Genomic DNA, 15,221 nt, shown 5'->3' with positions numbered 1-15,221 from the left:
TAAAACTTGCGGCTATACATAAAGATACACACAAAAATACATTAAGGCACTCCCTGCTAATACGAATAGGTGCCAAATAGCATGGAAATAGGGAATCTTTTGCATAACGTAGAAGATGCTTCCAATAGTATATAAAAGGCCGCCCCCTACGAGAAGCATAAAGCCAGTGGTGCCGATGGCATGATATAACGGGACGATTGCCATCACAATCAGCCAGCCCATAATAACGTACAAGATGGTTGAAGTAACAATATATTTTTTTACATAATAACATTTAAAGACAATACCAATAATGGCTAATGCCCATACAATTCCAAATAGTGTCCAGCCTAACCCGCCACGGATAGCAACTAAAACAAAAGGAGTATAGGTACCTGCGATTAAAAGATAGATTGAAGAATGATCGAGGATCTCGAAAAAATCTTTCACTTTCTCATGGGTAATGCTATGCAAAAGGGTGGAGCATAAATATAGGATAATCATAGTTGCTCCAAAAATAGAAAAACTGACGATTCTCCATGGATTATCTGTTTCAACTGCATTAATGATCAGCATCACTAGCGCCGGTATACTTAATAGAAAGCCAATCCCATGGGTAATACTATTTGCAATCTCTTCTTTTAATGAGAAATCTTTAATCGAAAAATTCATAACTTTATTCACTCCTTATCCCTTAATTGTAATGGATTTCTTTCATAAAAACAAACAATTGCCGAATATGCCGTAGTCAATAATTTTACGCAATCAAAAATGTTTAAAAAAAAAGAAAATTTAAAATTTTGTTAGTGATAAAAGAATAATTCATGGTATAATGTACAAATTAAAATTGTTAGAAATGAGGGTGTGGAAATGGAACAAAATGTAATGAAAAAATGGGTGCAATTAGAGGATATTATTATTGCATACCAAGGTATTAAAGACATAGTAGCCCATACTCCCTTACAAAAAAATTATCGGTTATCCGAAAAATATGATTGCAACATTTATTTAAAAAGGGAAGATTTACAGCATGTGCGTTCCTTTAAACTAAGGGGTGCATTTTATTCCATGAAGATGCTGGAAAAAGAGAAAATGAAAAATGGAGTAGTTTGTGCAAGTGCAGGAAATCATGCGCAAGGTGTAGCCTACTCTTGTCGTTATTTAAATGTGCATGGGAAAATATTCATGCCTGCAACAACACCAAAGCAAAAGGTTACACAAGTTAAAATGTTTGGCAAAGAAAATGTAGAAATTGTTTTAACAGGTGATACGTTCGATGATTCATATGTAGAAGCAGTTGCCTGTGCAGAAGCGGAAGAAAGAGCATTTATCCATCCATTTAATGATGAAAATGTTATTGCCGGACAAGGCACAATGGCAATAGAAATGATGAATGATATTGACGTCCCGATTGATTTTGTGTTTGCAAGTATCGGAGGCGGTGGTTTAATGGCAGGGTTAAGTACATACATGAAAAGCGTTTCTCCAGCAACGAAAATGATTGGTGTAGAACCAGCTGGTGCCCCTTCGATGAAGGAAGCCTTGATTAGAAATAAAGTAGTAACATTGAACAAAATTGATAAATTCGTAGATGGAGCAGCAGTCAAAAGTGTTGGACAAAAGAATTTTGAAATTTGCAGAGATTATGTAGATGATATCGTATTAGTACCTGAAGGCAAAGTATGTACCTCTATTTTGTCTTTATATAATGAGCATGCCATTGTCGCCGAACCGGCTGGAGCTCTCCCAGTTGCTGCTCTAGACTTGTATAAGGAAAAAATAAAAGGCAAAAATGTTGTGGTTGTCATTAGCGGTGGTAATAATGACATTGATCGCATGCAGGATATTAAAGAACGCTCCTTATTATATGAAGGATTATTATATCACTTTATTGTTAATTTTCCGCAAAGGGCTGGTGCTCTAAGAGAGTTTTTAGATGATGTTTTGGGGCCTGATGACGATATTGTCCGATTTGAATATGTTAAAAAGAATAATAAGGAAAGTGGACCTGCACTTGTCGGTTTAGAACTGAAAAATAGGGATGATTACAGAGAATTAATTGAAAGAATGGATAAAAAGGGATTTCCGTATACGGAAGTGAATAGAGATTCTAACTTATTCCATTTACTAGTATAATATCTATTTAATATGACCATGCGTGGTTATTATGCGCATGGTTTTTTGATCATGTATCATTATTATTGTTTATAAAGTCTTTGTAGTCAGTTAATTCGCCATGGATTGTGATTCAATTCACAGGTTACGAAATGCTTAATTTGTGGTATAGTGGGTAATATATGCTCAATAAAATAAAATACACAGTAGCATAGGAAAATAATAAAAATAAATGTATAATAAAGTAAGCGCTTAATTAAAAAATGAAATGATTAATAGGAAGTGTGAAATGAGAAAAATCAAAATTGTAACAGATTCAACGGTAGATTTATCGCAAGAAATTTTAGAAAAATATGAAATTGAGGTAGTATCTTTATCTATTTATATTGATAATAAATCATACTTGGATCGAGTAGATATATCACCTGCGGAATTTATTGATAAGATGATAGAAGCAGATGAGTTACCTAAAACCTCTCAGCCATCTGTTGGCACTTTTGTGGAAAAATATGATGAACTTGCAGACGAAGGATATGATATTATATCTATTCATATGACGGGTGGAATGAGTGGGACAGTAGAATCAGCTAAAAGTGCCAGCCAATTAACAAAGGGAACGGTCTTTGTTGTAGACTCGGAATTTATTTCTAAAGGTTTATCTTTTCAAGTATTAGAAGCAGCAGAAATGGTGAAAAATGGGCATAATGCAGCTGAAATTTTGCAAAGATTAAATCATGTAAAAAAACATACGAAACTTTTTGTTGTAGTAGATACATTAGAGAATTTAATGAAGGGCGGAAGAATTGGAAAAGGGAAAGCTTTTCTCGGCTCTTTATTAAATATTAAACCCATTGCAACTCTAGAGGAAGGTGTATATACACCTGTGGCAAAAGTACGAAGTCGTTCACAAGCAGTGAAGTTTTTAGCTAGTGCCTTTACGGAAGACAGCATCGGAAAAAAAATCAAAGGGGTAGGGATTACACACGCGGGAAGCCTAGATGTTGCGCTTAAATTAAAAGAGGCAATAGAAAAGGCTACTGGTTTTAATAGAGTTGATATTGACTATACAACTCCTATCATTTCCACACATACCGGACCAGGAGCAATCGGGTTTAGTTATTATATGGAATAATCCTTCTTTTATTGTTTGTAGGATTCAGTAAAAGGCAGATTGCTGCTCCATAAAATAGAATGTAGTGTTTATTACACCTTTTTTAACAACAATTTAAAAAGAATAAAAGCCAAGCGATCATACGAAATTTCCTGTGATTGTTTGGCTTTTTTCTGTCCCAATTACTTGTATCTGTTCCGCTTATATTTTTTGAGGGTAAAAGTAGACTTCTTTTATTCGTTAGGAGAAAGACCTATTCATGGCCCTTCATTTTTAAAATTAGTGAATTAAATAAAAATGGGGTAATTAAAGGGATTTTAAGCGAAAATGTCGAATCAACATATAAATTAAGATTACGAACATAAATAAATAACGATATATAATTCAATTGTAATTAGAAGAAGTAATTCAAATATCGTATGTCTCTTGTAGACTAAGGAATATAAGAAATAGGTGGCCAGTATGATAAAAAAATTTTATACTATTCCTTTTGTGAATAAATATCAAGTTATTTCTTTTTTTCTGCCTTTTTTTCTTCTCATGCTTTTTGTAACATTCGTTTTTTATTGCCAGTATAAAGAGTGGAAGACAAATTTTGAAAAGGATGGGGAAGAAATCCTAACTCTATTAAGTAATAATGCTTCCTTGCAAATGCGGGAAGCGAAAAGGACTGATTCAAAGCAGCTACTACAAAATATGATCAACTCTTCAGATTTTAATAAAAATAATTCCGAAATAAAGAAACTCATGTATATATCGGTGTTAGCAGAAAATGAGAAGCAAAATCATATAGCTGTCATCTCTCAACAAAATCAAAAAATAGGAATTCATTATGTTGATACTATAGCAGATAAAATAATGCCAACATATAAGAGAACAATTACCATGCATGAAATTCAGCACAGTAACATATACAAACTTAATAAAGACCATTATATGAGCTCTTTCATTCCTATTAATGATAAAAAAGGACAATTGATGGGCGTTGTCGGGATGGAAAGGAAGCTCAATGACCAGTTTTATTTTCTGAAAGAACTCGCACTTCAAACGATATTCTTCCTTTTAATTAGTTTTATCTTCCTTTTTATTTATATAAGAAAATGGTTAAATAAAATCCTTCACCCTATTAACAAAATGATGGTAGGTTTGAATGAAATAAGTGGTGGGAATTTTGATGTTAAGATGGATATAAATGATAACAAAGAATTACAAGGGCTGATGAAAAATTATAATGAAGTTGTTGATAATCTTGCGTCTCTTTTTTATCGTTTAACCAATACTGCTAAAGAGCTTGGAACAATATCAAAGGATTTTCAACTCACTACAATGGAAGAAGCACTTAGGCAAATGGATAATATTGTAGATTTTTTGAAAATTAATAAAGAATTACAAAAAGCGGAGAAAATGAATGCAGTTGGTCAGCTTGCTGCATCCGTTGCTCATGAAATAAGAAATCCGATGACTGTCGTCAAAGGCTTTTTGCAAATTTTTTATGCAAAAGAACATATGAGTGAAGAAGAAAGAACATATATTAAATTAATGATTGAGGAAATGAATCGCGCAGAAACAATTATTAATGATTATTTGTCTTTAGCAAAGCCTGATGTGGAACAATCACAAAAGGTTAATGGAAGAGACTTGGCAAACAAAGTTATTGACTTAATGCACTCTTATGCAATGATGAGTAAAGGTATCCACTTTAAAAAGAATATTCAACAAGTATACATAGAAGCTAATAATAATGAATTAAAGCAAGTACTTATAAATATTTTAAAAAATGCAATTGAGGCAATGAAAAATGGAGGAACCATAACCATTAACCTTTATCCAGCAAAGGAATATGGGGTATTTGAAATAGAGGATACTGGAATTGGAATGACAGAAGAAGAGATAAACCGATTAGGTACTGCGTTTTATTCGTTAAAAGAAAAGGGTACTGGGATGGGTTTAATGGTTTGTTATCAGATGGTTGAGCAGATGAAAGGGTATATTGAAGTACAAAGTGAAAAAGGTAGGGGCACGTTATTTAGAATTTTCATCCCTCTCTATCTTAGTGAGTAAAAAAGTAATTCTTCTTATATATAGATGGAATATAGAGTTTCATAAAAGAAAAAAGTTTTTAATGGGAGAATTTTTTTCGCAGTGATTAGGATGCATATTGGGAGCTTATTGGAAAAAAATAAGTGCATAAATTCATTTCGAATTCTCTTCAATATGCTATACTATAAAAAATGAAGGTAGGTGAAAAGATGAAAAAACCATTTACCTTTCTTGTTTTATTATTTTCTCTTTTAATGCTTGTTTCCTGCTCCAATCAGACACTCTATAATACAGAAAAAGATATGGTAGTTATGAATAAAAAGGATATACCAGTCAGCTTTTTACCAAAAGATTTATCAATAGTATCTGTTGGAGATTCTCTTACACAAGGTGTTGGTGACAGCACTGGAAAAGGGGGATATGTTCCATATCTGCAAACTTTACTTGAAGAAACCAAAGGAGTAAATAAGGCGGATTTTTTGAATTATGGGGTAAGAGGCAACAGGTCTGATCAGTTATTAAAAAGAATTAAAACAGAGGAAGTTAGTGAGTCAATTAAAAAAGCAGACGGTGTTATTATTACGATTGGCGGAAATGATATTATGAAAGTCGTCCGGAATAATATTACCAATTTGCAAATGGATTCATTTTTGGCACAATTAAGCGAGTATGAAGAAAATCTCAATAATGTTTTGGCTAGTATACGAGAATACAATCCTAAAGCTGTCGTAATATTAGTTGGGGTCTATAACCCATTTATCAAGATGTTTTCTGATATCAAAGAAATGAATCAAATTGTGGCCGATTGGAATAGCACGAGTGAAGGGGTATTAGCAAAATATAAGCATACATATTTCGTTAGTATCGAGAATATTTTTGAAAATCCAACGTCAGATTTACTGTATGAAGATTATTTTCATCCTAATGACAAGGGGTATCAGCTTATTGCTGAAGCCATCTACGAAAAGATGTTAACAGCACCACTAGCTGATATACTAGAGAATTTGCAGACGGAGAATTGAGGAGAAAAGGTTGTTTAAGAATAAGTGGAAACTAGCATTTTTAACATTAGCAGGTGCTCTTGTACTGGGAATCATATATATAGCGATAATGATATTTAAACCAGTGGAGAAGACACCGATAATAAAGCAGCAAGGAGAAGAAGTTCCATTTGCTGTTACGACAAATCGAGAGGATTTGACGAAGTTAATTAATCATTTTCTAGAAAAAGAAGGGCTTAATGGTCCGATTCATTATGAAATAAATATAGCGGATCAAGTAGAGCTATATGGAACGATGCCAATTTTTCATACAGATATTCAAATGAAATTAACATTTGAACCAATAGCATTAGAAAATGGGGATTTATTATTAAAACAGAAAGAAATAAGTATTGGTCATCTGCCGTTACCCGTATCTTATGTAATGAATTTTATTGAAAATCAATATAATTTTCCAGATTGGGTTGATATTCAGCCAAATGAAGAAGAAATATATGTTCATTTAACTAAGATGGACTTGAAAAACGGAATGTTAGTAGAGGCGAAAACATTTGATTTAGAGAAAAATATCATTCAATTTAATTTATTGCTGCCAACTGAATAAGTAATATTTGTAAGGCTATTTCTAAAAAATCTCCTGTCCAAGATGATAAATGATTATTGGTGGGAGATTTAAGAATAGCCTTTTTATGTTAACAGGAGAAAATTAATAATTCACAAGTTTTTTCATCGGTTCCTTCGACAAGAAATCCACTATATGTTTTATCGGCTTCTAATTGGAGAGCAGGAAATTTCTTTAGTACTTCCTTTGTTTCTGCATTTCTTGCCTCTAAATAGACAGTCATTGGAAACAACCCTAAATAGGAACTTGCACCTTTATAAGGTATAGATGGAAATACGATATCTCCTTTTTGAACGGCGATATCAATGGTTGGCAGGTTTTCTGCCAGTTGAATGATCCGTAGTTTTGTTTCGTTTGCTGGTACAATTGGAAATTCAGGAAATAACTGTATTGTTAGGTTTCTTTCATTGCCGGCAAAAGCAAAAGTATGATATACATTACTATCTATCTTCAATATTTGACTAGATAATGGATCAATCTGCTTCCCAGTTTCATATATATCCAGTTGATATTTTCCAGTAGGTAATGTTAATTCATTACTCATCGTTTTAAACGATACTTCTTTTAACAGACATTTACCATTCATGTAAATATCAACAGTTGGCAAGTTATTAGTAGCTTGTAAGAATCTGACTTTTCCATACTCATTTTGCCTCTGGATATCCGAAACAATAGCAGACTTACTTTCCTTCTTTAAAGCATGGTTTAAGCTTTGAAGATGCTTATGATAATAATATACATGTAATTCAGGATTCGTATATTTATAGTAATCACTTAATACGTTATACATTCCGGCTTCCTGTATGGAGTGAAAATGATCTCTTGTCATCGAACTTCCTCCTCGTGTTCATATTTATCCTATTTTTCATTATGATTTAAAAGTAAACGCAGTCTGACAGATATAGAAAAGAGTCTTTTGAAAATAGAATATGCTAAAGATTAGGGAGAGTGCCTAATAAAATAGGCTTTACAATTTATTTGAATATTTATATAATAAAATTAATAAATGAAAGGGGCTGATGTTTTATGAGCAAAATTACATTTTTTAAATCAATTATTCATATAGCATACAGCCCAAACGGTTACCTCAATAGATGAGATTTGTCATGAATAGATAGATGATACATTCTTATGTAGGGACTTCTAAATGTTTGTAGGGAAAACATGGGCTGTATGCACCATGTTTTTTTATTTTACAAATATTTGGAGGTCAATACATGGAATTAACCCATATTGGTTTGAACGAAAATATTAAAGAAGCATTTGAGATGGTTGCAAAGGAAAATCAAATAATCGGCAGAATTTCTTTAGAACACAAAAGAATGTATCGAGTATGGACCGAATATGGTGAGCTGTTATGTGAAGTTTCCGGAAAATTAGCATACGTAGCAAAATCAAGAGAAGAATTACCTGCAGTAGGCGATTGGGTAATTGTTTCGCCGAGAATTCCTGAAGAAAAAGGAACCATTACAAACATATTGCCTCGAGTAAGCAAATTTTCTAGAAAAATAGCAGGTAATAGTACCGAAGAACAAATAGTAGCAGCCAATGTTGATACTATTTTCTTAGTTAATTCATTGAATGAAGATTTAAATATAAGAAGAATAGAGCGCTATTTAACTTTAACATGGGAAAGTGGAGCAAGTCCGGTCGTTGTTTTAACGAAAGCAGATTTAGCAGATGATATTAATGAAAAAGTTACTTTAGTAGAATCAGTAGCTTTTGGCGTTCCTATTATAGCAGTGAGTATTGTGAATAATATTGGATTAGAAACGTTGAAAACATTCCTTTCTCCTGGAAAGACAGTCGCTTTATTAGGTTCATCCGGTGTCGGGAAATCTACTTTGACAAATTATCTATGTGGATTCAAAAAACAGGAAGTCCAAGGAATTAGAGAGACAGATGCAAAGGGTCGGCATACGACAACAAACCGAGAGATGGTCTTGTTGCCGAATAGGGCAGTATTAATTGATACTCCTGGAATGAGGGAATTGCAATTATGGAATAGTGAGGAAGGTATTGCTAATAGTTTTTCTGAAATAGAAGCGTTTGCAGCGTATTGTAAATTTCGAGATTGCCAGCATGAAAAGGAAATAGGCTGCGCAGTAAAGCTTGCTATTGAAAATGGGAAAATCGAAGAAGAACGATTACGCAGCTACAAAAAGCTGTTAAGGGAACTAGCTTTTCTTGAAAGACGACAAGATAAAAAAGCGCAATCAGATCAAAAGAAAATATGGAAAAAAAGGAATAACCAATTTAAGATAAAGTAATTATTACTTGATTACTTTTTATTGTAAATCCCTTGGTCTTATGAATCAGGGGATTTACGTTCCTTTTAGAGACTTAATTTTTGCATATTTCTCTTATAAACATTAAGCTAATAGTGTGAAATCATGATGATGTGGGAATATAAGTGAGAGAAAGTTATTCAGGGGGGTATATAAGTGGATGAAAATGTAAAAGTAGCAACATTTGCAGGAGGATGTTTCTGGTGTATGGTTAAGCCTTTTGATCAGGAGCCAGGTATTATCAAAGTAGTTTCTGGGTATACAGGGGGACATAAAGAGAATCCAACCTACAAAGAAGTTTGTTCAGAAACGACGGGACATTATGAAGCAGTCCAAATTACATATGATCCACATGTTTTTTCGTATGAAAAATTGCTTAGTATTTATTGGCAGCAAATTGATCCAACTGATGCAGGCGGTCAATTCTATGATCGCGGGCAATCCTATCAAACAGCAATCTTTTACCATAGTGAGGATCAAAAGCAAGCAGCTGAAAAATCTAAACAACAATTAGAAGCAAGTGGGAGATTTAGTAAACCGATTGTGACTAAAATTCTTCCAGCATCAACTTTTTATCCTGCTGAGGATTATCATCAGGATTATTACAGAAAGAATCCTGAACATTATAATCGTTATCATATTGGTTCAGGACGTGCAGCATATATTGACGAGAATTGGAGCGATCAGTAATGGAAAAAGACAAACTAAAAGAAAAATTAACGCCCATACAATATGAAGTTACTCAAAACAATGGAACCGAACCACCATTCCGTAATGAATATTGGGATGAATTCGGTGATGGGATTTATGTAGATATTGTTTCAGGAAAACCATTATTCAGTTCACTTGATAAATATGATGCTGGCTGTGGGTGGCCAAGTTTTACAAAACCAATTGATGAAGAAGAATTAACAGAAAAGAAAGACACAAGTCATGGAATGATACGTACCGAAGTGAGAAGTAAAGAAGCTGATTCTCATCTAGGCCATGTATTTAATGATGGTCCGCAACCTACAGGCTTACGCTACTGCATGAATTCAGCAGCAATGAAATTTATTCCAAAAGAGGAATTGGAAGAAAAAGGATATGGTAAATATTTAAGTTTATTTAGATAATAAAAGAAAAGGGGATGGGACAAAACAAAATATATATTGGATAAAGACGAACAATCTCTAATTCAATGGTGAAACCAATTCGTTCCATCACACTACAGACACACGATGCGCCGGGGAGCAACCTAAGTCTCCTCGGCTAAAGCCTGTTGGGTCTTAGGCTTTGCTCTGCTTCCCGCAGGAGTCGAGTATCCTTCGTTCCATTTCACTCCTTTTTTAAAGCTTATTTAGTTTTTAAGCAAACTAAAATTAGTAGGAAAAAACAGAGCAGACTGAATACACGTAGACTCCTATGGGAGCTGCGAGAAAGTCCAAGACCCCGCAGGAACGAGGAGGCTTGGCGCTCGCCCCATGGAAAGCGAAGTGTATTCAGTCTGCGGGTGATTACCACAAACCTTTTTTCTTAAAATAAATAAAAACCCCCAAACAATTATACGAATATTTTCTAATATGTACGCATAATTGTTCGGGGTTATATCGGGTTGAAATACTTATGTCTCACCCTCAATAAAAGAAAAGGGGATACCTATCAAGGCATCCCCTTTTCTTCAAGGAAGTAATTTTTTGCTAATTAGTGATAATAGAAGATACTTGGATTAAATGTTGATCGGTTATATTATATCTTGATTTATGTGCAGAAATTTGAAAAGTAACTTTATGGTCCGTATCTTTTAGGCCGCTCGTGACATAAAGTGATCTTTCTTTTTTAAATGGCCACCATGTGGAAATAGTAGTTACATAGTTATTGTCTATAAAAACATCCATCATTCCGCCTTTTTCGCTTCTGATTACGTTTACCCCTAAAAAAGGACCAGTAAAATGATATTCAATATTAGCGCCAATCTTACTGGATGTATAATAACCATCTTTCTTTCGAAAAGAAGGATCGATTGATTCAATAGGATAACTGGTTTTCATCTCCAAACTAGATACCTCATTAACAGGTATAGTAGAAGTTAGTACTGTTTTTTTGTCGTGAATTGCTTTTTGCAGCGTATCAACGATTTCTTGAGCATATAGATAATACCCATAGTCATTTGGATGTACAAGATCATTTGTTAATCGCTCAGGCGATAATCTAGATTCTCGAAAAGGAAGTCTCATATCAATATTTGTTGCATAAAAATTTTTAGATAATTTTTTTATAACGTTCACAAAATCCTCATTATCCAGACTGCTTTCTGTGATTGTTATTAATTCTGCATCCGGATAACGGTACACAACCTCTTCTAATAAAGATTGATAAAAAAAATAAAATTGCTTATCATCCATATATTTTCGATCATTTTCTCCAAATACAATAAATACTAAATCAATATTATTAGATAAACTATTTTTCAATTTATATAATCCCTCAAATGCAGTGGCTCCGCTTTGAACTACTAACTGTTTCTTAAATGAGCCTCCATATTTTTTTGTTAAGCTCCTTTCCACAAGGTGAAACCATTTTCGATGGTTGTTGCTTGCGCCTGAACTCCTGCCAATACTATCGCCAACAATTAAATAGTTCACTTGTTTTCCATCAATAATTTTATCGTAGACATTTCTTTTCGGTTGTTCAGAATGAACCAATACATATGTCATGCTGATTATGACAATAAAAATGAGAGAGTAAATAAAATATTTCAAACCCTTTTTCATTTTGCTTTTTTATTACCCTCCTTATTAATTAACGAATATCAACTCTGTTCATTAAATTACCCTCCAGAAGTACAAGGTAACCAGTAATTTTATTGTATTTAGAAAGATTAGTAATTTAGGCGCTCCTGCTAATTGCTATAGAATGAGTTTAAATTCAGCTAAATCACTTGCACCATTATTTTCAATTATGTATAGTATACGTTATATCTATCGATCAAGGAAGGTGAGATCATGACTAAATCCTTTTATCATTTTCTTATGAAGTTTAGACATCCCGAACCAAATGATCAAATTAGCGAATTTGCGAATGAAGCTTATCTTGATCATGATTTCCCCAAAAATAGTTTTGATTATGATGAAATAAGCGATTATCTAGAATTAAATGGTCATTATCTTCCAAGCATGCGTATATTTGATGAGGCATGGGAGAAATATTTATTTCAAGAAGAAAAGAAGAATTATAGCTATTGATAACATCCAACGATAATTTGTTTGGATGTTTTTTTATTCTCATATTGTGGCCAACCTAAAAGGTTAATTATTCCTTAAAATATTAAGAAAAAAGGAAGAGCTGCAGCCCGTACTTAAACATTGGAAAGTATTCTTCCTATTAACATATATACATATAATGAATAAACCGTTTAAGAAATGTTGGATAAATAACACAATTCAGAAGACAAAGAATTTTTATGCGCGAATAGTGATTTATTGCATATGATAGTAGTACCAAATAAGTGAAAGTATAGACGAAAAAGGATGGAAATTACATGGTAACTGAAGATAGGATTATATTCCTTTAATATCCCCCATCTTCATAGATCAAATATTCTACTCAAGAGTGTGGGGGAAAACCGCATAAATAGGCAATGCCACACAATCTTGTTTAGAGAGGATTTGTTATTATGGCGAATCGAAAAAAACCTAAATTCAAAATTGGTGATACTGTTGTGATCACGATATACGGAACAGTAGGAAAAATCACGGACGTAAAATATTTGGATCATATGCATGTATATGAAGTAAATAAAAGTGAAGGTTTATATTTGGAATCCAGTTTGCAAATGCTTTCTGAGTATGATGGTGAAATTATGGATTCAGAGAAAATTGATATTGAGTATCGTTTCTTTATTGGTGATTTAGTAAAAGTGAAAGGATATGGATCCAATCTTTTTAAAATAATGGGTTTTCGAACAGAAATTTGGAGATATAAAAACGATGCATGGGAAGATGTAATTTATGAGCTTTCTAGAGTAAGTGATGGAGAATGGCTAGAAGCAGGGGAAGATGAATTAACCTTGGTAGCAGATGCAGATAGCGCGGATTCATTTATACAAAAATTAGGACTACTCTATATATTGGATAAAAAACAAAAATCCATTGAGTTAAAAAAGTCAAATAGCTCTTTCCAGCAGACAGAAAAAGAATTATTAGAAAGAAGTAAGGAGAAGAAAGAGCTCATTGACGGATTGCTAGATATCTATAATGATTACAGTATTTTATATTCTTTATTCAAAGATATCGAATATGAACAGGTTATGAAGTTAACTCTTCGAAAACTCAAGTTGGTCAGCAGTAGATCTGATAAAGACAATGAAACGAAAATCTAGAATAATAGATAGATAAACATCGGTATGCTGCTAATGACTAGAAGGGCAAAAAGCTTTTGTAAAAGGGAATGAAAGATAGTGAGGATTTCACTGTTTTCTTCATTTAAATCTATTTTTATTTCTTCGAATAGGTATTGGATTTTATTCATTTTTCGATGCCTCCCTTTTTTATTTAAACTATATGTGGACCTGCTGCTGAACATGTCTACTTTTCCAATTAATTTTCTATAGACTAAAGATAATATTTCTTGAAAAAAAGACTGTTTTGTCAGATAATTTTATTGTGAAAGCATTTTTTTCTTAATGTCACATATATTCTTTAAAAAAGGGGGCGATAAGCATGAAAGAAATCGACGTAATTATTGATACTGAGGAAATAGCAGAGTTTTTCTTTCGTGAGCTATTAAAAAGGGGATTCGTTCCTAGTGAAGGTGAAATTGAAGAATTGGCTGACATTACATTCGAATATTTATTAGACAAATGCATTATTGACGAAGAAATTGATGAATAAAGATAATAAAAATGGTGAGGAAATCTCACCATTTTTTTATACATAATTTTATAATACTCTGAAAGCTTGAAATGTCATATTATCGTTTGCGACCGGTTGCAGAGTATTCTTTTCCATGCGCTTCCTGTTCAGCAATAATAGCCTCTTTTGGTATATGATTATTTTTCTTTGGAGAATTAATCCTATTTCGATGTTTTTTGCCCATTATAATCCCCCTCCTGAAAGAATACTTTATTTTCCTATAAAATAGGATGAAAATAGTTTTGCCTCACTTAGTGTAGGAAAACTAATTTTAGTATAACCTTATGAAAAATTGTTATGCTAAAATTAAATATGTTTTACAGCATATTAGAATATGATATAGTACAAATAGTGAAGTTTTCATAAGCATGTAATATTTGGATAGAAACAATGAAATGAGTGTCAATTGGAGGAAATAAAAATGAGTGTACATATTGGTGCAAAAGAACAGGAAATTGCAGAAACAGTCTTACTTCCAGGGGATCCTTTAAGAGCAAAATATATTGCTGAAAATTTCTTAGAAGATGCAGTATGCTATAATGAAGTTCGTAATATGTTTGGCTATACAGGGACATATAAAGGAAAAAGAATTAGTGTACAAGGTACAGGGATGGGTGTTCCATCTATTTCTATCTATATTAATGAATTAATTAGCAGCTACAATGTCCAAAACTTAATTCGTGTTGGTACATGTGGCGCTATCCAAAAAGATGTAAAAGTAAGAGACGTCATTCTTGCAATGAGTGCTTCAACCGATTCTCAAATGAATCGCTTAACATTTGGGGGAGTAGATTACGCGCCAACTGCAGACTTTGATTTGCTTAAGAAAGCGTATGATAGTGGATTGGACAAAGGACTATCTTTAAAGGTAGGAAATGTCTTTACCGCAGATATGTTTTATAACGACAATTCCGAGCTGGAAAAATGGGCGAAATATCAAATCTTAGCAATAGAAATGGAGACAGCTGCACTTTACACGATAGCTGCTAAATTTAATCGTAAAGCACTTTCTGTTTTAACGGTAAGTGATCATATTTTAACTGGTGAAGAAACAACAGCACATGAAAGACAAACCACATTTAATGAAATGATTGAAGTGGCATTAGAAGCAGCAATAAAATAATTAATAATAGAAAAAGGTATGCTTTTTGCATACCTTTATAAAATCCAGTA

Annotated in this window: 17 protein-coding genes; 12 read left to right on the top strand and 5 right to left on the bottom strand. The window is 33.0% G+C overall.

Annotation, left to right across the window (positions count from 1 at the left end; translation table 11 throughout):
* Positions 1–12: 12 nt before the first annotated feature.
* The gene (gene trhA / locus NX902_RS14150) at positions 13–651 is read right to left on the bottom strand and encodes a PAQR family membrane homeostasis protein TrhA (protein WP_047940453.1); all 639 of its coding nucleotides are present in this window, start codon (positions 649–651) and stop codon (positions 13–15) included.
* A gap of 198 nt (positions 652–849) precedes the next feature.
* Between trhA and ilvA the strand changes: the two genes are divergently transcribed.
* The 5 genes from ilvA to NX902_RS14125 all read left to right on the top strand — a co-directional run bounded on the left by ilvA (position 850) and on the right by NX902_RS14125 (position 6,850).
* Complete coding sequence (gene ilvA, locus NX902_RS14145; protein WP_095332031.1) at positions 850–2,115, top strand: threonine ammonia-lyase IlvA; 1,266 nt, start codon at positions 850–852, stop codon at positions 2,113–2,115.
* Between the two features lie 268 nt (positions 2,116–2,383).
* Positions 2,384–3,226 carry a DegV family protein gene (locus tag NX902_RS14140; protein WP_095332033.1) on the top strand — a complete coding sequence of 281 codons (843 nt, stop codon included), beginning with the start codon at positions 2,384–2,386 and terminating at the stop codon, positions 3,224–3,226.
* A 441-nt stretch (positions 3,227–3,667) separates the two neighbouring features.
* Positions 3,668–5,266: a sensor histidine kinase gene (locus NX902_RS14135; protein ID WP_095332035.1), complete on the top strand. Its 1,599-nt coding sequence runs from the start codon at positions 3,668–3,670 to the stop codon at positions 5,264–5,266.
* A 188-nt stretch (positions 5,267–5,454) separates the two neighbouring features.
* A complete protein-coding gene (locus tag NX902_RS14130) occupies positions 5,455–6,267 on the top strand; it encodes an SGNH/GDSL hydrolase family protein (RefSeq protein ID WP_095332037.1) in 813 nt (270 codons plus the stop codon).
* 10 nt (positions 6,268–6,277) lie between these two features.
* Positions 6,278–6,850 (top strand): YpmS family protein, encoded by a 573-nt coding sequence (locus NX902_RS14125; RefSeq protein WP_095332039.1) that lies wholly within the window; start codon positions 6,278–6,280, stop codon positions 6,848–6,850.
* Between the two features lie 88 nt (positions 6,851–6,938).
* On the opposite strand, the gene NX902_RS14120 is transcribed toward NX902_RS14125, so the two are convergent.
* Positions 6,939–7,697, bottom strand: coding sequence for a DUF4397 domain-containing protein (locus tag NX902_RS14120; protein WP_095332041.1), 759 nt, complete (start codon positions 7,695–7,697; stop codon positions 6,939–6,941).
* 388 nt (positions 7,698–8,085) lie between these two features.
* Here NX902_RS14120 and rsgA point away from each other — a divergent pair, with 388 nt between their 5' ends.
* The 3 genes from rsgA (at position 8,086) to msrB (ending at position 10,271) form a co-directional block, all read left to right on the top strand.
* Positions 8,086–9,138 carry a ribosome small subunit-dependent GTPase A gene (gene rsgA / locus NX902_RS14115; RefSeq protein ID WP_341160792.1) on the top strand — a complete coding sequence of 351 codons (1,053 nt, stop codon included), beginning with the start codon at positions 8,086–8,088 and terminating at the stop codon, positions 9,136–9,138.
* Positions 9,139–9,312: 174 nt separating this feature from the next.
* The gene (msrA, locus tag NX902_RS14110) at positions 9,313–9,846 is read left to right on the top strand and encodes a peptide-methionine (S)-S-oxide reductase MsrA (protein WP_095332045.1); all 534 of its coding nucleotides are present in this window, start codon (positions 9,313–9,315) and stop codon (positions 9,844–9,846) included.
* Positions 9,846–10,271 carry a peptide-methionine (R)-S-oxide reductase MsrB gene (gene msrB / locus NX902_RS14105; RefSeq protein ID WP_047940460.1) on the top strand — a complete coding sequence of 142 codons (426 nt, stop codon included), beginning with the start codon at positions 9,846–9,848 and terminating at the stop codon, positions 10,269–10,271. The genes msrA and msrB overlap by 1 nt, the downstream gene beginning before the upstream one ends.
* 564 nt (positions 10,272–10,835) lie before the next feature.
* Here msrB and NX902_RS14100 read toward each other — a convergent pair.
* The gene (locus NX902_RS14100; protein ID WP_204259859.1) at positions 10,836–11,897 is read right to left on the bottom strand and encodes a GDSL-type esterase/lipase family protein; all 1,062 of its coding nucleotides are present in this window, start codon (positions 11,895–11,897) and stop codon (positions 10,836–10,838) included.
* A 243-nt stretch (positions 11,898–12,140) separates the two neighbouring features.
* On the opposite strand from NX902_RS14100, the gene NX902_RS14095 reads away from it, so the two are divergent.
* Positions 12,141–12,380 (top strand): YozE family protein, encoded by a 240-nt coding sequence (locus NX902_RS14095; protein ID WP_047940462.1) that lies wholly within the window; start codon positions 12,141–12,143, stop codon positions 12,378–12,380.
* Positions 12,381–12,811: 431 nt separating this feature from the next.
* Positions 12,812–13,516, top strand: a complete 705-nt coding sequence (locus tag NX902_RS14090; RefSeq protein WP_095332055.1) for a hypothetical protein — start codon at positions 12,812–12,814, stop codon at positions 13,514–13,516.
* On the opposite strand, the gene NX902_RS14085 is transcribed toward NX902_RS14090, so the two are convergent.
* On the bottom strand, positions 13,513–13,665 hold the full coding sequence (locus NX902_RS14085; protein ID WP_163186240.1) for a hypothetical protein: 153 nt from the start codon (positions 13,663–13,665) through the stop codon (positions 13,513–13,515). The genes NX902_RS14090 and NX902_RS14085 overlap by 4 nt on opposite strands.
* Positions 13,666–13,856: 191 nt before the next feature.
* Here NX902_RS14085 and NX902_RS14080 point away from each other — a divergent pair, with 191 nt between their 5' ends.
* Positions 13,857–14,027, top strand: coding sequence for a YozD family protein (locus NX902_RS14080; protein ID WP_095332057.1), 171 nt, complete (start codon positions 13,857–13,859; stop codon positions 14,025–14,027).
* Between the two features lie 79 nt (positions 14,028–14,106).
* On the opposite strand, the gene NX902_RS14075 is transcribed toward NX902_RS14080, so the two are convergent.
* Positions 14,107–14,232, bottom strand: coding sequence for a hypothetical protein (locus tag NX902_RS14075; RefSeq protein WP_095259060.1), 126 nt, complete (start codon positions 14,230–14,232; stop codon positions 14,107–14,109).
* 237 nt (positions 14,233–14,469) lie between these two features.
* Here NX902_RS14075 and deoD point away from each other — a divergent pair, with 237 nt between their 5' ends.
* Entirely contained in the window at positions 14,470–15,171 is a 702-nt protein-coding gene (gene deoD, locus NX902_RS14070; RefSeq protein WP_047940464.1) for a purine-nucleoside phosphorylase, read from the top strand.
* Positions 15,172–15,221: the final 50 nt, after the last annotated feature.

Origin of the sequence: Niallia sp. FSL W8-0954, from assembly GCF_038005605.1 — a bacterium.
Classification (GTDB): domain Bacteria; phylum Bacillota; class Bacilli; order Bacillales; family Cytobacillaceae; genus Niallia; species Niallia circulans_A.
The sequence above is the reverse complement of the archived record's forward strand: the minus strand, read 5'-3'. Positions and strand labels throughout refer to the sequence as shown.